The sequence below is a fragment of the Streptomyces sp. A0642 genome, assembly GCF_004795105.1.
Lineage (GTDB): Bacteria > Actinomycetota > Actinomycetes > Streptomycetales > Streptomycetaceae > Streptomyces.
In genome coordinates this window covers 422,025-441,419 of record NZ_SSBL01000005.1, presented here as the reverse complement: position 1 = coordinate 441,419, position 19,395 = coordinate 422,025, and the positions used below count along the sequence as shown (strand labels likewise).

At 67.8% G+C, this 19,395-nt stretch carries 16 protein-coding genes and 1 pseudogene; 8 read left to right on the top strand and 9 right to left on the bottom strand.

Going from position 1 to position 19,395, the window contains the following annotated elements; genetic code table 11:
- A pseudogene (locus E6R60_RS13650) lies at nt 1-98 on the top strand (thiol reductase thioredoxin); the annotation flags it as partial.
- Between the two features lie 87 nt (nt 99-185).
- Here E6R60_RS13650 and E6R60_RS13645 read toward each other — a convergent pair.
- The 9 genes from E6R60_RS13645 to rpmH all read right to left on the bottom strand — a co-directional run bounded on the left by E6R60_RS13645 (nt 186) and on the right by rpmH (nt 7,004).
- On the bottom strand, nt 186-803 hold the full coding sequence (locus E6R60_RS13645; RefSeq protein WP_136326753.1) for a GNAT family N-acetyltransferase: 618 nt from the start codon (nt 801-803) through the stop codon (nt 186-188).
- Nucleotides 804-1,087: 284 nt separating this feature from the next.
- The gene (locus tag E6R60_RS13640) at nt 1,088-2,191 is read right to left on the bottom strand and encodes a ParB/RepB/Spo0J family partition protein (protein ID WP_136326752.1); all 1,104 of its coding nucleotides are present in this window, start codon (nt 2,189-2,191) and stop codon (nt 1,088-1,090) included.
- Nucleotides 2,188-3,264: a ParA family protein gene (locus tag E6R60_RS13635; RefSeq protein WP_136326805.1), complete on the bottom strand. Its 1,077-nt coding sequence runs from the start codon at nt 3,262-3,264 to the stop codon at nt 2,188-2,190. The genes E6R60_RS13640 and E6R60_RS13635 overlap by 4 nt, the downstream gene beginning before the upstream one ends.
- Before the next feature lie 245 nt (nt 3,265-3,509).
- Nucleotides 3,510-4,226: a 16S rRNA (guanine(527)-N(7))-methyltransferase RsmG gene (gene rsmG / locus E6R60_RS13630; protein ID WP_136326751.1), complete on the bottom strand. Its 717-nt coding sequence runs from the start codon at nt 4,224-4,226 to the stop codon at nt 3,510-3,512.
- A 107-nt stretch (nt 4,227-4,333) separates the two neighbouring features.
- Nucleotides 4,334-4,843, bottom strand: coding sequence for a R3H domain-containing nucleic acid-binding protein (locus E6R60_RS13625; protein WP_136326750.1), 510 nt, complete (start codon nt 4,841-4,843; stop codon nt 4,334-4,336).
- A gap of 14 nt (nt 4,844-4,857) precedes the next feature.
- Nucleotides 4,858-6,114, bottom strand: coding sequence for a membrane protein insertase YidC (gene yidC / locus E6R60_RS13620; RefSeq protein ID WP_136326749.1), 1,257 nt, complete (start codon nt 6,112-6,114; stop codon nt 4,858-4,860).
- Between the two features lie 3 nt (nt 6,115-6,117).
- A complete protein-coding gene (yidD, locus tag E6R60_RS13615) occupies nt 6,118-6,477 on the bottom strand; it encodes a membrane protein insertion efficiency factor YidD (protein ID WP_136326748.1) in 360 nt (119 codons plus the stop codon).
- A complete protein-coding gene (gene rnpA / locus E6R60_RS13610) occupies nt 6,474-6,845 on the bottom strand; it encodes a ribonuclease P protein component (protein WP_136326747.1) in 372 nt (123 codons plus the stop codon). Before rnpA ends, yidD begins: the two co-directional genes overlap by 4 nt.
- Nucleotides 6,846-6,866: 21 nt before the next feature.
- Nucleotides 6,867-7,004 (bottom strand): 50S ribosomal protein L34, encoded by a 138-nt coding sequence (rpmH, locus tag E6R60_RS13605; RefSeq protein ID WP_010985740.1) that lies wholly within the window; start codon nt 7,002-7,004, stop codon nt 6,867-6,869.
- A 380-nt stretch (nt 7,005-7,384) separates the two neighbouring features.
- On the opposite strand from rpmH, the gene dnaA reads away from it, so the two are divergent.
- The 7 genes from dnaA (at nt 7,385) to gyrA (ending at nt 19,353) form a co-directional block, all read left to right on the top strand.
- Entirely contained in the window at nt 7,385-9,232 is a 1,848-nt protein-coding gene (dnaA, locus tag E6R60_RS13600) for a chromosomal replication initiator protein DnaA (RefSeq protein ID WP_136326746.1), read from the top strand.
- Between the two features lie 951 nt (nt 9,233-10,183).
- The gene (gene dnaN, locus E6R60_RS13590; protein ID WP_136326803.1) at nt 10,184-11,314 is read left to right on the top strand and encodes a DNA polymerase III subunit beta; all 1,131 of its coding nucleotides are present in this window, start codon (nt 10,184-10,186) and stop codon (nt 11,312-11,314) included.
- A gap of 145 nt (nt 11,315-11,459) precedes the next feature.
- Nucleotides 11,460-12,338 (top strand): phosphogluconate dehydrogenase (NAD(+)-dependent, decarboxylating), encoded by an 879-nt coding sequence (gnd, locus tag E6R60_RS13585; protein ID WP_136326745.1) that lies wholly within the window; start codon nt 11,460-11,462, stop codon nt 12,336-12,338.
- A 76-nt stretch (nt 12,339-12,414) separates the two neighbouring features.
- On the top strand, nt 12,415-13,545 hold the full coding sequence (gene recF, locus E6R60_RS13580; protein WP_136326744.1) for a DNA replication/repair protein RecF: 1,131 nt from the start codon (nt 12,415-12,417) through the stop codon (nt 13,543-13,545).
- 23 nt (nt 13,546-13,568) lie between these two features.
- A complete protein-coding gene (locus tag E6R60_RS13575) occupies nt 13,569-14,114 on the top strand; it encodes a DciA family protein (RefSeq protein ID WP_240802533.1) in 546 nt (181 codons plus the stop codon).
- A 414-nt stretch (nt 14,115-14,528) separates the two neighbouring features.
- Nucleotides 14,529-16,616: a DNA topoisomerase (ATP-hydrolyzing) subunit B gene (gene gyrB, locus E6R60_RS13570; protein WP_136326742.1), complete on the top strand. Its 2,088-nt coding sequence runs from the start codon at nt 14,529-14,531 to the stop codon at nt 16,614-16,616.
- Nucleotides 16,617-16,683: 67 nt separating this feature from the next.
- Complete coding sequence (gyrA, locus tag E6R60_RS13565) at nt 16,684-19,353, top strand: DNA gyrase subunit A (RefSeq protein ID WP_136326741.1); 2,670 nt, start codon at nt 16,684-16,686, stop codon at nt 19,351-19,353.
- The last annotated feature ends 42 nt before the right edge of the window (nt 19,354-19,395 follow it).

Sequence of the window (19,395 nt, the reverse complement as noted above, 5' to 3'; positions counted from 1 at the left end):
TGAACGTCTACCAGGGTGGCGAGGTCGCCAAGACGATCGTCGGGGCCAAGCCGAAGGCCGCGATCCTCCGCGACCTCGAGGGCTTCATCGCTGAGTAAGGCAGAACCGCAGCACCGTTGTTTCACGTGAAACGGGCCCGTCCCTCCGGGGGACGGGCCCGTTTCACGTTCCTTGCTGCGCGGCACTCACAACGGTCGCAGCGCGGGTTCCTTCTGTACGACCCCCAGCAACCGGTCCAGGGCCAGTTCGACATCTTCCTTCCAGGAAAGCGTCGTACGCAGCTCCAGCCTCAACCGCGGGTGCACCGGGTGGGGGCGCACCGTCTTGAAGCCCACGGCCAGCAAGTGATCCGCGGGCAGCACACAGGCAGGTTCCTTCCAGCGAGTGTCCCCGAAGGCCTCGATCGCTTTGAACCCTCGCCGAATCAGGTCCTTGGCTACGGTCTGCACCATCACCCGGCCCAGTCCCTGGCCTTGGTATCCCGGCAGGATGAAGGCAGTCATCAACTGGACCGCGTCGGGGGAGACGGGGCTCGTCGGAAAGGCCGTCGCTCTCGGCACGTAGGCGGGCGGGGCGTAGAGGACGAAGCCGACCGGAACGTCGTCGACATAGACGACGCGGCCGCAGGACCCCCACTCCAGCAGAACGGAGGAGATCCAGGCTTCCTTTTCCGATTCGGCTCTGCCGTCCTTGACCGCGGCCTCCCCTCGCACCGGATCAAGCTCCCAGAACACACACGAGCGGCAGGGCCGGGGGAGATCAGACAGATTGTCCAGTGTGAGCGGTACAAGCCGACGCCCCATGGAGGCTGTTCCTCACTTCCCTCACCCACCGCACGCCGTGACGGCCGATGGATTCCGTTCACGGCAGTGGATCACTTGGATGCGTCCTGCCAGAACGCATCGTATCCACCGAGGGATCAAGCCGACACCGTGAAGAAGCAAAGGGCGCGCCGTCTTCGGCAGAAGGCAAACTCCTCCTGTCTTCCCCAGGGAGACAGGGGTAGACCGGCTTCCGCAGAAAGGCAGAAGGCGGGCCGCTCTCCGTCATGCGCCGGAGCACGGCCCGCCCTTCACCACTCAGAGCGTCAGCCCTCGCCGTCCTCGGTGTTCTCCTCCGCGGACGCCCGGTCCAGAACACGGCCCTCGCCCGGCGCCAGGCTTCCGAGGATGCGGTCCAGATCCTCCATCGAAGCGAACTCGACGACGATCTTTCCCTTCTTCTGCCCGAGGTCCACCTTGACCCTGGTCTCGAACCGGTCGGACAGCCGGGACGCCAGGTCGGTCAGCGCGGGCGACAGCCGACCGCCGGCCCGAGGTCCCTTGGACTTGGCGGTGCTCGTCGGCCTGGAGCTCATGAGCGTCACGATCTCTTCGACCGCACGCACGGACAGCCCCTCGGCCACGATCCGGTGCGCCAGCTTGTCCTGCTCCTCGGAGTCGTCCACCGACAGCAACGCGCGCGCGTGGCCGGCCGACAGCACCCCGGCCGCGACCCTGCGCTGCACCGGCGGGGACAGCCGCAGCAGACGCAGGGTGTTGGACACCTGGGGCCGTGAGCGCCCGATCCGGTCCGCCAGCTGGTCGTGGGTGCACTTGAAGTCCTTGAGCAGCTGGTCGTACGCAGCCGCCTCCTCCAAGGGGTTCAGCTGCGCACGGTGCAAGTTCTCCAGCAGTGCGTCCAGAAGGAGCTTCTCGTCGTCCGTAGCCCGGACGATCGCGGGAATCTGCTTCAGATCGGCCTCACGGCAGGCCCTCCAGCGCCGCTCGCCCATGATGAGCTCATAGCGCCCGGATCCCGCCTTCCGCACGACGACCGGCTGGAGAAGACCGACCTCCTTGATGGAGGTGACCAGCTCGGCCAGCGCGTCCTCGTCGAACACCTCGCGGGGCTGGCGAGGGTTCGGCGTGATGGAGTCGATGGGAAGCTCGGCGAAGTATGCCCCGGCCACCTCTGCCGGGCCGCCGGCTCCCTCGGACACCGAGACGGGTGCACTCGGCTCCGGCACCACAGGGCCACCCGTGCCCAGGGTGGTCACCTTCGCGACGGCCACCCCCCGGTCGGACGTCAGCACCGGCGCCGTTCCGGGTGCGGAGGCACCCGCCCCGGGGGCCGGGACCTGCTTCTCCTGCGGAGCGGCGGGGATCAGGGCACCGAGCCCCCGCCCCAAACCTCTACGACGCTCACTCACTGGGTCCCCTCCGAACTGTTCTGCGGGCTGTTCCGACTGCCCGTCTGGGCATGCTGTGCCTCGTACTGGATACCGACCCCACGCAGCGCGATCTCACGGGCGGCTTCGAGGTAGGACAGGGCCCCGCTGGAACCCGGGTCATAGGTCAGCACCGTCTGTCCGTAGCTCGGCGCCTCGGAGATCCGTACCGACCGAGGAATGCTGGTGCGCAGCACTTCCTTGCCGAAGTGGCTGCGCACCTCCTCCGCCACCTGCGAGGCGAGCCGGGTCCGGCCGTCGTACATGGTGAGCAGGATCGTCGACACGTGGAGGTCGGGGTTGAGATGGCCCCGCACCAGGTCGACGTTGCGCAGCAGCTGACCCAGCCCTTCCAGCGCGTAGTACTCGCACTGGATGGGGATCAGCACCTCCGCACCGGCCACCAAGGCGTTGACCGTCAGCAGGCCGAGCGAGGGCGGGCAGTCGATCAGGATGTAGTCGAGCGGCTGCTCGTAGGCCTGAATCGCGCGTTGAAGTCGGCTCTCCCGCGCCACCAGCGACACCAGCTCGATCTCCGCACCGGCGAGATCGATGGTGGCGGGGGCGCAGAAGAGACCTTCGACGTCCGGGACCGGCTGGACCACGTCGGAGAGCGGTTTGCTCTCCACCAGGACGTCATAGATCGAGGGGACTTCAGCATGGTGGTCGATACCCAGCGCCGTGGAGGCGTTCCCCTGCGGGTCGAGGTCGACCACGAGAACACGTGCGCCATGGAGCGCAAGCGACGCCGCCAGGTTCACTGTCGAGGTGGTTTTACCCACCCCGCCCTTCTGATTGGCGACCACCATGACCCGCGTCTGGTCAGGCCGGGGCAGCCCCTCGCCGGCTCGGCCGAGGGCCTCCACCGCCAGCTGGGCCGCACGACCGATGGGTGTGTCGTCCATCGGCGGCGGTGTTTCACGTGAAACACCGTCCCCCGCCGATTCGGTTCGGGGACCGGGGACCGGATCGGTCATCGGTCCCGCGATGTTGGCGTCGGACCGCAAGGATTCACTCTCCTCGGCTTCAGGCTCGCAATGAGCAGAGCCTGCCATGGTTTCGGGGTCGTGAACCAGCGAGGCCCGCTCTTCTGTGGATGAATCCACTTCTGTGGACAACTCCGTAGCCCTAACGGGCCTGCGATGGCGAGGGGCGGCGGCCGCACGACCGCGGCCGATGATTCCATGCAGCAGAGAGCGACGTTTCACGTGAAACACGATGCCCCTGCAGCGTAGCTACAGGGGCACGACACTCCGCGCGGGGTGCGTACGGCCGCCCTCAGGGCACGTACGGACCGCGCTCAGCGACGACGGCGTGTCCGGCTGACCCTGGCAGCCTTGGCGCGTTTTGCGGCGAACCTCACACCGCCGGGGCTCTCACCGACCACCACACGCACCACGGTGGACATCGGGTCGACGATGCCCTCGCCCACCTGAAGCACCTCGGCCTCCACGACGCCGAGCTTGCTGAGGGCCGCGCGTGCGCCGTTGACCTCTTCCTCGGCGGTATCGCCCTTGAGCGCCAGCATCTCCCCGTACGGGCGCAGCAGGGGCACTCCCCAGCCCGCCAGGCGGTCCAGCGGAGCCACCGCACGAGCGGTCACCACGTGTACCGGCGAAAGTGTCCCCAGGACCTCCTCGGCCCGCCCACGGACAACCGTCACATGATCAAGGCCCAGCAGCTCGACGACCTCCTGGAGAAAGTTCGTACGCCGCAGCAACGGTTCGAGCAGGGTGATCTTCAGATCTGGGCGCACCAGCGCGAGCGGGATCCCGGGAAGGCCCGCACCGGAGCCCACATCGCAGACCGTGACCCCCTCAGGAACGACCTCGGAGAGCACCGCGCAGTTCAGCAGATGCCTCCCCCACAGGCGCGGGACCTCACGTGGACCGATCAGGCCTCGCTTGACCCCCGCATCGGCCAGCAGTTCCGCGTACCGGACGGCCTCGGGAAAGCACTCGCCGAACACCGCCCGGGCCTCGTCGGGCGCCTGGGGAAGCGCTACTTCCTCCGTCACGGGAACCGTCCTTCCATACCGCACTACCGCACCATGGGTGGCTGACTATCAGGCTGACAAAGATCGGCCCCGCCTGCGAACAGACGGGGCCGACAGGAAAGGTCCGGTCAGGCCGGAAGGACGACGACGAAGCGCTGCGGCTCCTCGCCCTCCGATTCGCTGCGCAGACCTGCGGCCGCAACCGCGTCGTGCACAACCTTGCGCTCGAACGGCGTCATCGGGTCGAGCTTCACCGGCTCGCCGGTGCTCTTGACCTCGTCCGCGGCCTTGGCACCCAGCTCGGCGAGTTCCGTGCGCTTCTTGGCCCGGAAACCGGCGATGTCCAGCATCAGGCGGCTGCGGTCACCGGTCTCCCGGTGAACGGCCAGCCGCGTCAGCTCCTGGAGCGCCTCCAGCACCTCACCGTCGCGGCCCACGAGCTTCTGCAGTTCACGTGCCGATTCACTGATGATCGAGACCGCGGCCCGGTCCGCCTCGACGTCCATGTCGATGTCGCCGTCCAGGTCGGCGATGTCGAGCAGGCCCTCGAGGTAGTCCGCTGCGATCTCCCCTTCCTGCTCAAGGCGGGTCAAGGTGTCGCTGCCCTCAGCGGCCGTGGAGGTGGTGCCTTCCGTCACGGATGGACTCCTTCTTACTTCTTGGACGGGTGCTTGGGCCGCTGCGGGCCCTTGCGCTGTCCGGACTTGGCTTGGCGTGAGGAGCCGGAAGCGGGCTTGCCCGCCGGCTTCGACTTGTCTTCCTGCGGTGCGCTCTTCTGCAGGGAGGTCTTGGGCTCGGAGCCGGTGGGATCGGTGTCCTTGCCCTGATGGCCGGCAGTGGTCTGGCGCTTCGCCTTCGTCTGCCGCTTGGGCTGCTGGCGCCGCTGTGCGGCTCCGCCCTCGGCCTCGGCGACGGCGGTGTCGCTCTTGGCCACCGTGCCGTCCTCCTGAGGGGCGAAACCGAGCTTGGCCAGTCCCGTGACGAACTTCCGTTCGATGTCGTTGCGGTCCGTGCCCTTGGCCACGATCCGCTTGACCGTGTTGCGCCGGGTCCGGCCCCGCACCTCACCGTGCGAGGTGACGCTCTTCAGGAGACGCCCGAGGTACTGCTCCTGCGCCTTGCTGCCCGGGGTGGGGTTCTGGTTGATCACGTACATCTGCTGACCCATGGTCCAGACGTTCGTGGTCAGCCAGTAGACGAGGACACCGACGGGGAAGTTGATACCCATGACGGCGAAGATCAGCGGGAAGATGTACATGAGCATCTTCTGCTGCTGCATGTACGGCGTCTTGACCGTCAGGTCGACGTTCTTCGTCATCAGCTGGCGCTGGGTGAAGAACTGGGAGGCCGACATCATCACGATCATGACGGCGGTGACGACCCGGACGTCGGTCAGCGAGGCGCCGAGCGCCTCGACCTTGTCCGCGCTGTCCATGAACTTGGCGGCCAGCGGAGCACCGAAGATGTGGGCCTGACGAGCGCTGTCCAGCAGCGACTGGTCGATGACGCCGATCTTCTTGTTCGACGCGATGGCCGAGAGCACGTGGTACAGGGCGAAGAAGAACGGCGACTGCGCGATGATGGGCAGGCACGAGGAGAGCGGGTTGGTGCCCGTCTCCTTGTACAGCTTCATCATCTCTTCGGACTGACGCTGCTTGTCGCTCTTGTAGCGCTCCTGGATCGCCTTCATCTTCGGCTGGAGCACCTGCATGTTCCGCGTCGACTTGATCTGCTTGACGAACAGCGGGATCAGGCAGATGCGGATCAGCACCACGAGGGACACGATGGACAGACCCCAGGCCCATCCGGTGTCGGGGCCGAAGATCGCCCCGTACAACTTGTGGAACTGGACGATGACCCAGGAAACGGGCCACGTGATGAAGCTGAACAGACTGGCAATCGTGTCCACTAATCAGGCTCCTTGAGCATTGGGCGAAGTCTCTGCGGCCGGGCTCGGACGGTCGGTGGCCGACCCCCCGGGAGGCACATCAGCGGCGGAGTCCCCGCCCTTGCTGCCGCGTACGGCACTACGCAGCAGTTCGTGCCAACGCGGACGTTTGCGTGGTGGAACGTGATCCACGCCGCCGGGTGACCACGGATTGCATCGCAGGATGCGCCAGGCCGTCAGCGCCGTTCCCTTGATCGCTCCGTGCCGGTCGATCGCCGTATATCCATAGTGGGAACACGACGGGTAGTAACGGCAGACAGGCCCGAGAAGTGGGCTGATCGTCCACTGGTACAGCTTGATGAGAGCCAGCAGCGGGTACTTCATCGCGCGCCCCCTCCCAGCAGCCGCTGCAAGGCGGCATCCAGGTCTCGGGCCAGCTGTTCATGGTCGGCGTCACCCGAACCGGGCAACGCGCGTACGACAACCAGGCTACCGGGGGGCAGCATGGCCAGCCGTTCTCGGACCAGATGGCGAAGCCTTCGCTTCACCGCTGTGCGTACGACCGCACCACCCACGGCTTTGCTGACAACGAAACCCGCACGCGGCGGGGGAGCAGTCTCCCCAGTCACGTGCGGGTCCGTTGCACCGCTGCGTAGATGAACGACGAGTAGAGGGCGGCCGGCCCTGCGTCCTCGCCGTACTGCGGTCGCGAAGTCCTCGCGCCGCCTCAGCCGATTCTCGGTAGGCAGCACGTCATGACGACCTGTACGCGATCAGGCGGACAGGCTGGCGCGGCCCTTGCCACGGCGGGACGCGAGGATCGCGCGGCCGGCACGGGTCCGCATACGCAGACGGAAACCGTGGGTCTTCGCGCGACGACGGTTGTTCGGCTGGAAGGTGCGCTTGCTCACTCGGGGGCTCCAGTAATGATCGTGTATTGGCGGGACATCGCCTGGCTGTCACCGTGCGCCCACGAGAGACTCGCGTAAACGCCCTAGTTGCACCGCTTCACAATCACAGATCGTGATCTTTGCCCATCGGAGGCAGGCGGCAGCAGCCATCGACAACTCGACCTGGTCACGGTACGCGCGGCTACGCCATCCGGTCAAACCGACCCTGTCGGACCCCCCATTGTGCACAGCCTGTGGACAACGACTTGAACCGCATGGGCCGACCCGCCTACCGTGGCTGAACTCCGGTTCTTTTTCTTCCCCCCTGCCGGTCCTCACCCATCCCGACCCATCCGTCCCGAGAACCACACATTCGTGGGACCAGCGAGAGAGCGTGCCCTGTGGCTGACGTACCTGCCGATCTTGCCGCAGTGTGGCCACGCGTGCTGGAGCAACTCCTCGGAGAGGGGCAGCAGGGCATCGAGCCGAAGGACAAGCAGTGGATCGAGCGCTGTCAGCCGCTCGCCCTGGTCGCCGACACCGCTCTGCTCGCCGTCCCCAATGAATGGGGCAAGCGCGTCCTGGAGGGCAGGCTCGCGCCGCTCATCAGCGAGACGCTGACCCGCGAGTGCGGCCGGCCGATCCGGATCGCGATCACGGTCGACGACTCGGCGGGCGAGCCGCCGAACCCGCCGGCGCCCCCGATGCACCAGTCCCAGCAGCACCGCTACCAGGGCCCCCCGCACGACGAGCGCCAGCACAACGACACTTACGACGGTTACGGCCACCGGCCCTCGGACGACGGCATGCCGACGGCCCGGCCCGCCTACCCCGACTACCAACAGCAGCGTCCCGAACCCGGCGCGTGGCCGCGCACCCAGGAGGACCTCTCCTGGCAGCAGCCCCGGCTCGGCGGGTTCCAGGACCGCGACTCGTCCGCCGAGCAGTGGCGCGAGCCGTACGGCGGCGGCCGCTCCCCGCAGCAGCACGACTACCGTCCGCAGCAGCCGGAACGCCAGGGGTACGAGTCCCAGCAGCCGGAACGCCAGGGATACGAGTCCCAGCAGCCCGAGCGCCAGGGATACGAGTCCCAGCGCCCCGAGCGCCGCGACATGCAGGAGCCCCAGCACCGGCAGGGCGGCGGAACCGGGCGGCCCGGGGGCGGAACCGGTCCGATGGGCGCGCAGCCGTCGCCGGCGCCCGGCCCCGGCGAACCCCACGCCCGGCTGAACCCCAAGTACCTCTTCGACACCTTCGTCATCGGGGCGTCGAACCGTTTCGCGCACGCGGCAGCCGTCGCCGTCGCCGAAGCGCCCGCCAAGGCGTACAACCCGCTCTTCATCTACGGGGAGTCGGGTCTCGGCAAGACCCACCTGCTGCATGCCATCGGGCACTACGCCCGCAGCCTCTATCCGGGCACCCGGGTGCGGTACGTGAGCTCGGAGGAGTTCACCAACGAGTTCATCAACTCGATCCGCGACGGCAAGGGAGACACCTTCCGCAAGCGGTACCGCGACGTCGACATCCTGCTGGTCGACGACATCCAGTTCCTGGCGAGCAAGGAGTCGACGCAGGAGGAGTTCTTCCACACCTTCAATACGCTCCACAACGCCAACAAGCAGATCGTCCTGTCCTCGGACCGCCCGCCCAAGCAGCTGGTGACCCTGGAGGACCGGCTGCGGAATCGTTTCGAGTGGGGCCTCACCACCGATGTGCAGCCTCCGGAGCTGGAGACGCGCATCGCGATCCTGCGCAAGAAGGCGGTGCAGGAGCAGCTCAACGCCCCGCCGGAGGTCCTGGAGTTCATCGCCTCCCGTATCTCCCGCAACATCCGGGAGCTGGAGGGCGCTCTCATCCGCGTGACGGCCTTCGCCAGTCTCAACCGTCAGCCGGTGGACCTCGGGCTGACCGAGATCGTGCTGAAGGACCTGATCCCCGGCGGTGAGGACTCCGCTCCGGAGATCACGGCGACGGCCATCATGGCGGCGACCGCGGACTACTTCGGTCTGACGGTGGAGGATCTCTGCGGATCCTCGCGCAGCCGCGTGCTGGTGACGGCGCGCCAGATCGCCATGTATCTGTGCCGCGAACTGACGGACCTGTCGCTGCCCAAGATCGGGGCCCAGTTCGGTGGCCGGGACCATACGACGGTGATGCACGCCGACCGCAAGATCCGGGCGCTGATGGCGGAGCGTCGCTCCATCTACAACCAGGTCACCGAGCTCACCAACCGCATCAAGAACGGCTGACGGCCCTCTCGCCGCCAGCACACGCACGCACCGGAAGGGCGCTGTGCGGACTCGTCAGGAGTCCGCACAGCGCCCTTCTCCGCTTCCCCGCCGAGCGCTCGGCAACCCTGATGCGTGTCGCTGACGAGGCGCTGAACGCCGCCCTGGCGGCGAGCCCGGGGGCTGCCGGCCGGCCGCGCTGTTCGAATAGCTGCCAGGACACGGGTGTTCTCCACAGATCTGGGGAGAATTTCCCCTCCACAGCCTGGGGATTCAAAAGTTGTCCATACTGCTTCCACAGGCAGGACGGCCGACACCTCATCAGGCCAGCTCAGAGGGCTGGGGATTTGTGGTCAACAATGATCCACAGCCTGTGGACAAGTTTTTCGTCCACAGGCCCCCGCCGACGTTGTCCACCATCGGCCCACAGGAGCGCGGCTGTTTTCCCCAGGGAGGGCGGGCTTCTCCACACCGCTGTCCACTGTTCGGCAACGCAACACCCGCTTTCACCGCCCCGAGTGAAAGGCGTCACACCAAGAGGGCTGGTTGGGCTGTGGGGAACGTGGGTAAAGCTGGGGACGGCTCTGGGGACAAACCCCCCTGCCCTGTGTACCGGGTGTGCACAACTTTCGGGTGTCCACAGAAACACCGGGTTGTCCACCGGTGCCACCCACAGGGGCGGTGGATAAAAAACGGGGCCTGACCTGGGAAAACGACGTTATCCACCGTATCCACAGGCCCTACTACTACTACCACCTATAGTTAGCCCGGAATCTGCTTCGAAGTGGGGCCTGTGCACAACTCGGCGCCGGAGCTCCCCGACCCGCTCGTCGCGACTTGACCCCGAGCAGCACCGAGTGTCGGTGCCGTACGTCAGACTGGTCCCCGGCGTCCTCCCCGGCAGCGGTGGAGCGACCCGACCAGATGACGAAGGCCGGCAGGGCGAGCGAGCAACAGCAGGAGGCGGTTCCGGTGAAGATCCGGGTGGAGCGCGATGTACTCGCGGAGGCTGTGGCCTGGGTGGCCCGTAGCCTCCCGGCCCGTCCGCCGGCGCCCGTTCTCGCGGGCCTTCTGCTGAAGGCTGAGGACGGCGCCCTCAGCTTCTCGAGCTTCGACTACGAGGTCTCGGCCCGTGTCTCGGTGGACGCCGAGATCGAGGAGGACGGCACGGTGCTCGTCTCCGGCCGCCTGCTCGCCGACATCTGCCGCGCCCTCCCCAACCGGCCGGTGGAGATTTCCACAGACGGTGTACGGGCGACGGTCGCCTGCGGCTCCTCGCGGTTCACACTCCACACCCTTCCTGTGGAGGAGTACCCGGCCCTGCCGCAGATGCCGACCGCGACCGGCACCGTGCCCGGCGAGGTCTTCGCCTCGGCCGCCGCCCAGGTCGCCATCGCCGCCGGACGCGACGACACGCTGCCCGTCCTCACCGGTGTGCGCATCGAGATCGAGGGCGACACGGTCACCCTCGCCTCCACCGACCGCTACCGCTTCGCGGTCCGCGAGTTCCTCTGGAAGCCGGAGAACGCCGACGCCTCCGCCGTCGCGTTGGTCCCCGCCAAGACGCTCCTGGACACCGCCAAGGCGCTGACCAGCGGTGACACCGTGACGCTCGCTCTGTCGAGCTCCGGCGCCGGTGAGGGCCTCATCGGCTTCGAGGGCGCGGGCAGGCGGACCACCACCCGGTTGCTCGAAGGCGACCTGCCGAAGTACCGCACGCTCTTCCCCACCGAGTTCAACTCCGTCGCGGTCATCGAGACCGCGCCGTTCGTCGAGGCCGTCAAGCGCGTGGCCCTGGTGGCCGAGCGGAACACGCCGGTGCGACTCAGCTTCGAGCAGGGCGTCCTGATCCTCGAAGCGGGTTCCAGCGACGATGCACAGGCTGTGGAGCGCGTCGACTCCGTGCTGGAGGGCGACGACATCTCCATCGCCTTCAACCCGACCTTCCTGCTCGACGGCCTGAGCGCCATCGACTCCCCGGTCGCCCAGCTCTCGTTCACGACGTCCACCAAGCCCGCGCTGCTCAGCGGCCGGCCGGCCGTGGACGCCGAGGCGGACGACGCGTACAAGTACCTGATCATGCCGGTCCGCCTGTCGGGCTGACCGGTCACCGGTCCTGCCGGCGGCCGAGGAGTCGCGGCAGGACCCGACGGGCATGTTCAGCGCCGAGCATGCCCGGCGTCCTGTCCCCTGCCGGGCGTAGGCTCGGTTCCGGGTACGAATCGGCACAACGCTTAAGGAATCTCTGATGGAGCTCGGTCTCGTCGGCCTCGGCAAGATGGGCGGCAACATGCGCGAGCGCATCCGCCGCGCTGGCCACACCGTCATCGGTTACGACCGCAACCCGGACGTCGCCGATGTCCACAGCCTCGAAGAGCTTGTGGGCAAGCTGAAGGGCCCCCGCGTCGTGTGGGTCATGGTCCCGGCCGGTGCCGCGACCCAGTCCACCATCGATGAGCTGGCCGAGCTGCTCTCGCCCGGCGACATCGTCGTGGACGGTGGAAACTCCCGCTGGACCGACGACGAGAAGCACGCGGTCGAGCTGGGCATCAAGGGCATCGGCTTCGTCGACTGCGGAGTCTCGGGCGGTGTCTGGGGCCTGGAGAACGGCTACGCGCTGATGTACGGCGGCGACGCCGAGAACGTCGCGAAGGTCCAGCCGGTCTTCGACGCGCTGAAGCCCGAGGGCGCCTTCGGGTCCGTCCACGCGGGCAAGGTCGGCGCCGGCCACTTCGCGAAGATGGTTCACAACGGCATCGAGTACGCCATGATGCAGGCCTACGCCGAGGGCTGGGAGCTCCTGGAGAAGGTCGACTCCGTCACCGACGTGCGCGAGGTCTTCCGCTCCTGGCAGGAGGGCACGGTCATCCGTTCCTGGCTGCTCGACCTGGCGGTCAACGCGCTGGACGACGACGAGCACCTGGACCAGCTCCGTGGCTACGCCGCCGACTCCGGCGAGGGCCGCTGGACGGTGGAGGCGGCGATCGACAACGCCGTGCCGCTGCCCGCGATCACCGCGTCGCTCTTCGCGCGCTTCGCCTCGCGCCAGGACGACTCCCCGCAGATGAAGATGATCGCCGCACTGCGCAACCAGTTCGGTGGCCACGCGGTCGAGAACAAGAAGTAGCGCGACGAGGGGCGGGCAGGACCGGACGGTCCGCCCCGCCCCACGGAGCAGGAAGCCGGAAAGGTCGGCGTACACCATGCATGTCACGCATCTGTCGCTGGCCGACTTCCGCTCGTACGCCCGGGTCGAGGTGCCTCTCGACCCGGGCGTCACCGCGTTCGTGGGGGCCAACGGCCAGGGCAAGACGAATCTCGTCGAGGCCGTCGGCTATCTCGCGACGCTCGGCAGCCACCGCGTCTCCTCCGACGCCCCCCTCGTGCGCATGGGCGCCGACCGCGCTGTCATCAGGGCGGCCGTCACCCAGGGCGAACGCTCCCAGCTGGTCGAACTGGAGCTGAACCCCGGCAAGGCCAATCGGGCCCGGATCAACAGGTCGTCGCAGGTCAGGCCCCGGGATGTGCTGGGGATAGTGCGCACGGTGCTGTTCGCCCCGGAAGACCTCGCACTGGTCAAGGGCGACCCCGGCGAGCGCCGGCGGTTCCTCGACGAGCTGGTCACGGCGCGTTCGCCGCGGATGGCCGGAGTGCGTTCCGACTACGAGCGGGTGCTCAAGCAGCGCAACACGCTGCTGAAGTCCGCAGCGATGGCGCGACGGCACGGGGGCCGTTCCATGGACCTGTCGACGCTCGACGTGTGGGACCAGCATCTGGGCCGGGTGGGCGCCGAGCTGCTGGCGCAGCGGCTGGACCTGATCGCGACGCTTCAGCCGCTGGCCGACAAGGCGTACGCGGACGTGGCGCCGGGCGGCGGTCCGGTGATGCTGGAGTACCGCAGCTCGGTGGGCACGGAGGTGGAGCACGCGCGCACGCGCGAGGAGTTGTACGCGCAGCTGATCGCGGCCCTGGCAGAGGTGCGCAAACAGGAGATCGAACGGGGCGTGACGCTGGTCGGCCCGCACCGCGACGACCTGGTTCTCGGCCTGCGCGGGATGCCGGCCAAGGGGTACGCGAGCCACGGGGAGTCGTGGTCGTACGCGCTGGCCCTGCGGCTGGCCTCGTACGATCTGCTGCGCTCCGAAGGCAACGAACCGGTGCTGGTGCTGGACGACGTCTTCGCCGAGCTGGACGCGCGGCGCCGGGAGCGGCTGGCTGAGCTGGTGGCCCAGGGCGAACAGGTGCTGGTGACGGCGGCGGTCGACGATGACGTCCCGGGCGTGCTGGCGGGGACGCGGTACGCGGTGTCGGCGGGCGAGGTGGACCGGCTGTGAGCGGCGACGGAGACGGACCCCCTGTGAATTCCGGGCCCGGCGGAGAACCGGCGAAGCAACCGGAACCCTCGGGCGTGGACCTGGCGCGGGTGGCCCTGCGCGCGGCGAAGGAGCAGGCGCGGGCCCGTGGCGCGGCAGCGCAGCAGAAGAAGCAGGCCCGGCGCGGTGGCGGGCTGCGTTCCGGCGCGCGGGCGGACGGCAGGGACCCGCTGCCGCTGGGGGCCGCGATCAATCGCCTGATCACCGAACGGGGCTGGGAGACGCCGGCCGCGGTGGGCGGTGTGATGGGCCGCTGGCCGCAGATCGTGGGTGACGATCTGGCCAATCACTGTGTGCCGTTGCGTTACGACGAGGACCCCGACGAGCGGGTGCTGACGGTGCAGTGCGACTCGACGGCGTGGGCGACCCAGCTGAGGCTGCTGGCCCCTCAGCTGGTGGCCCGGCTGAACGCGGATCTGGGGCACGGCACCGTGAGATTGATCAAGGTGCTGGGGCCGGGCGGTCCGCAGCGCGGTTACGGTCCGCTGCGCGCGCCGGGGAGCACCGGCCCCGGCGACACCTACGGCTGACCGCGCTTGACCTGGCGCTTTCCCCTGCCTTCGCCCTGCTCCGACAGCGGTCCGGGCACTGCGGGCCGCACGCCGGGTGACCGGTGTGGCCCTGTTGTCCCCGATGCCCTCGGTACCCGAGTTGCAGGGGTGTGCGGTGGTGGAAACCGTACGGCTGTGAGCGGGCGTCCCTCACCGTAGTGGGAGGCTGACAGGCCGAAGCGCTCAATGCCCGTGTGAGCCTCTTGAGGCCCCTTCCCGAATATGGGGAGTCGTCAGGCGCTCATTCAGGGCGGCACATGCGGACTCAGGTACCGGCAAACCCCCATTCGGGTCGGCGCTACCGGTAGACTGGTGGACAATCCCGCGTCCTTGCGGGATTCGTCGATACAAGCCGAACGACGCAGCCGCTCCCGCCTGTCCGGAGAACGGCCTGTGCTGTGCCAGAAAGGGCGCTTCGTGGCCGATTCCGGCAACCCCAACGAGAACATTCCGTCCACCCCCGGTGAGAGCAGCGTCGCTCCCGCCTCGGGCGAGGTGAAAGCCTCGTACGACGCCAGCGCGATCACCGTGCTCGAGGGTCTGGACGCGGTCCGCAAGCGACCTGGCATGTACATCGGCTCGACCGGTGAGCGCGGTCTCCACCACCTCGTGCAAGAGGTCGTCGACAACTCGGTCGACGAGGCCATGGCCGGGCACGCGGACACCATCGACGTCACGCTCCTCGCCGACGGCGGAGTGCGCGTGATCGACAACGGCCGTGGCATCCCCGTCGGCATCGTGCCGTCCGAGGGCAAGCCCGCCGTCGAGGTCGTCCTCACGGTGCTCCACGCGGGCGGCAAGTTCGGAGGCGGCGGCTACGCGGTCTCCGGCGGTCTGCACGGCGTCGGCGTCTCCGTCGTCAACGCCCTGTCCACCCGCGTGGCCGTCGAGGTCAGGACGGACGGCTACCGATGGACCCAGGACTACAAGTTCGGCGTCCCGACCGCCCCGCTGGCCCGTAACGAGGCCACGGACGAGACCGGCACGACCGTCAGCTTCTGGGCCGACGGGGACATCTTCGAGACGACCGAGTACTCCTTCGAGACGCTCTCGCGCCGCTTCCAGGAGATGGCCTTCCTCAACAAGGGCCTCACCCTCAAGCTGACCGACGAACGGGAGTCGGCGAAGGCGACGGCCGGAGCGGACAGCGCCGAGGCGGTCGAGGTTCCCGAGGAGGAGCCGGCCCGCACGGTCACGTACCACTACGAAAACGGCATCGTCGACTTCGTGAAGTACCTGAACTCCCGCAAGGGCGACGTCATCCACCAGTCGGTGATCGACATCGAGGCCGAGGACAAGGAGCGTCTCCTCTCGGCCGAGATCGCCATGCAGTGGAACACGCAGTACAGCGAGGGTGTCTACTCCTTCGCCAACGCGATCCACACGCACGAGGGCGGTGCGCACGAGGAGGGCTTCCGGGCCGCGCTGACCTCGCTGGTCAACCGGTACGCGCGCGACAAGAAGCTGCTGCGCGAGAAGGACGACAACCTCACCGGTGAGGACGTCCGCGAGGGTCTGACGGCGATCATCTCGGTGAAGCTGGGTGAGCCGCAGTTCGAGGGCCAGACCAAGACCAAGCTGGGCAACACGGAGGCCAAGACCTTCGTGCAGAAGGTCGTCCACGAGCAGCTGACGGACTGGTTCGACCGGAACCCGAACGAGGCCGCGGACATCATCCGTAAGGGCATCGCCGCCTCGACCGCCCGCGTGGCGGCCCGCAAGGCGCGTGACCTGACCCGTCGCAAGGGGCTCCTGGAGAGCGCCTCGCTGCCGGGCAAGCTGAGCGACTGCCAGTCGAACGACCCGACGAAGTGCGAGATCTTCATCGTCGAGGGTGACTCCGCCGGTGGTTCGGCGAAGTCCGGCCGGAACCCGATGTACCAGGCCATCCTGCCCATCCGCGGCAAGATCCTGAACGTCGAGAAGGCCCGGATCGACAAGATCCTGCAGAACACCGAGGTCCAGGCGCTGATCTCGGCCTTCGGCACCGGGGTCCACGAGGACTTCGACATCGAGAAGCTCCGCTATCACAAGATCATCCTGATGGCGGACGCCGATGTCGACGGCCAGCACATCAACACCCTGCTGCTCACCTTCCTCTTCCGCTTCATGCGACCGCTGGTCGAGGCCGGCCACGTCTACCTCTCGCGCCCGCCGCTCTACAAGATCAAGTGGGGCCGGGACGACTTCGAGTACGCGTACTCGGACCGCGAGCGCGACGCCCTCGTGGCCCTGGGCAAGCAGAACGGCAAGCGGATCAAGGAAGACTCGATCCAGCGCTTCAAGGGCCTCGGCGAGATGAACGCCGAGGAACTGCGTGTCACCACGATGGACGTCGACCACCGTGTGCTCGGCCAGGTCACGCTCGACGACGCGGCGCAGGCCGACGACCTGTTCTCGGTGCTGATGGGTGAGGACGTCGAGGCGCGGCGCTCGTTCATCCAGCGCAACGCCAAGGACGTCCGCTTCCTCGACATCTGAGTCGGCCGTACAAGGAGGAGGGTCCGGCGACCCTCCAAGCCGCAGCGCGAAAGGACTTTGACCAGCAATGGCCGACGAGAACACCCCTGTCCCCGTGACGCCCGAAGAGGTTCCGCCCGTCGAGGGCGTGGGCATGCGTGTCGAGCCCGTCGGGCTCGAGACGGAGATGCAGCGCTCCTACCTCGACTACGCGATGTCCGTCATCGTGTCGCGTGCCCTGCCCGACGTGCGGGACGGCCTCAAGCCCGTCCACCGCCGGGTGCTGTACGCGATGTACGACGGCGGCTACCGGCCCGAGAAGGGCTTCTACAAGTGCGCCCGCGTCGTCGGCGACGTCATGGGTACGTACCACCCGCACGGCGACTCGTCGATCTACGACGCCCTGGTGCGCCTCGCGCAGCACTGGTCGATGCGCATGCCGCTGGTGGACTCCAACGGCAACTTCGGTTCTCCGGGCAACGACCCGGCCGCCGCCATGCGGTACACCGAGTGCAAGATGATGCCGCTGTCCATGGAGATGGTCCGGGACATCGACGAGGAGACCGTCGACTTCCAGGACAACTACGACGGCCGCAACCAGGAGCCGACGGTCCTCCCGGCGCGCTTCCCGAACCTGCTGGTCAACGGCTCGGCGGGCATCGCGGTCGGCATGGCCACCAACATCCCGCCGCACAACCTGCGCGAGGTCGCGTCGGGCGCGCAGTGGTACCTGGAGCACCCGGAGGCCTCGCAGGAGGAGCTCCTGGACGCCCTGATCGAGCGGATCAAGGGCCCGGACTTCCCGACGGGCGCGCTCGTCGTGGGCCGCAAGGGCATCGAGGAGGCGTACCGCACCGGCCGTGGCTCGATCACGATGCGCGCGGTCGTGGCGGTCGAGGAGATCCAGAACCGCCAGTGCCTGGTCGTGACGGAGCTGCCGTACCAGACCAACCCCGACAACCTCGCGCAGAAGATCGCCGACCTGGTGAAGGACGGCAAGGTCGGCGGCATCGCGGACGTCCGTGACGAGACCTCGTCGCGCACCGGCCAGCGCCTGGTCGTCGTGCTGAAGCGGGACGCGGTCGCCAAGGTCGTCCTGAACAACCTGTACAAGCACACCGATCTGCAGACCAACTTCGGCGCCAACATGCTGGCGCTGGTGGACGGGGTGCCGCGCACCCTGTCGATCGACGCGTTCATCCGCCACTGGGTGACGCACCAGATCGAGGTCATCGTCCGGCGCACGAAGTTCCGCCTCCGCAAGGCGGAGGAGCGCGCGCACATCCTGCGCGGCCTGCTCAAGGCCCTGGACGCCATCGACGAGGTCATCGCCCTCATCCGGCGCAGCAACACCGTCGAGATCGCGCGCGAGGGCCTGATGGGCCTGCTGGAGATCGACGAGATCCAGGCGAACGCGATCCTGGAGATGCAGCTGCGCCGGCTGGCCGCGCTGGAGCACCAGAAGATCACTGCCGAGCACGACGAGCTCCAGGCGAAGATCAACGAGTACAACGCGATCCTCGCCTCGCCGGAGCGGCAGCGGCAGATCGTCAGCGAGGAGCTGGCGGCGATCGTCGACAAGTTCGGCGACGACCGGCGCTCCAAGCTCGTGCCCTTCGACGGCGACATGTCCATCGAGGACCTGATCGCCGAGGAGGACATCGTCGTCACGATCTCCCGCGGCGGCTATGTGAAGCGCACGAAGACGGACGACTACCGCTCGCAGAAGCGCGGCGGCAAGGGCGTGCGTGGCACGAAGCTCAAGGAAGACGACATCGTCGACCACTTCTTCGTGTCGACGACCCACCACTGGCTGCTGTTCTTCACCAACAAGGGCCGCGTCTACCGCGCGAAGGCTTACGAACTCCCGGACGCCGGACGGGACGCCCGCGGCCAGCACGTGGCGAACCTGCTGGCCTTCCAGCCGGACGAGCAGATCGCGCAGATCCTGGCGATCCGCGACTACGACGCGGCGCCGTATCTGATCCTGGCCACGAAGGGCGGTCTGGTGAAGAAGACCGCGCTGAAGGACTACGACTCGCCGCGCTCGGGCGGTGTCATCGCCATCAACCTGCGGGAGACCGCCGACGGCTCCGACGACGAGCTGATCGGCGCGGAGCTGGTCTCGTCCGACGACGACCTGCTGCTCATCAGCAGGAAGGCCCAGTCGATCAGGTTCACCGCTACGGACGACGCGCTGCGTCCGATGGGCCGCGCCACTTCGGGTGTGAAGGGCATGAGTTTCCGCGAGGGAGACGAACTGCTCTCGATGAATGTCGTCAGGCCCGGTACTTTCGTGTTCACTGCCACTGACGGCGGGTACGCGAAGCGAACCCCTGTCGACGAGTACCGCGTTCAGGGTCGCGGTGGCCTGGGCATCAAGGCCGCCAAGATCGTCGAGGACCGGGGCTCGCTGGTCGGTGCGCTGGTGGTCGAGGAGACGGACGAGATTCTCGCCATCACGCTCGGCGGTGGTGTGATTCGTACGCGAGTCAATGAAGTCAGGGAGACGGGCCGTGACACCATGGGCGTCCAACTGATCAATCTGGGCAAGCGCGACGCCGTTGTCGGTATCGCTCGCAACGCCGAGGCAGGTCGCGAGGCCGAAGAGGTCGACGGTTCCGTCGACGCTGATGCCGAAGGCGAGACGACCGGGGCAGTGACAGCTGAGGCCACCACGGCCGAGGCGACTGCCGAGAACACGGTCGACGGCACAGTCGAGGGCACCACGTCCTCGACCGGGGAGCACGAGGAGTAGATCGTGAGTGGAGCCACGGGCGCCGGTTCGGCCGCTTCCGGA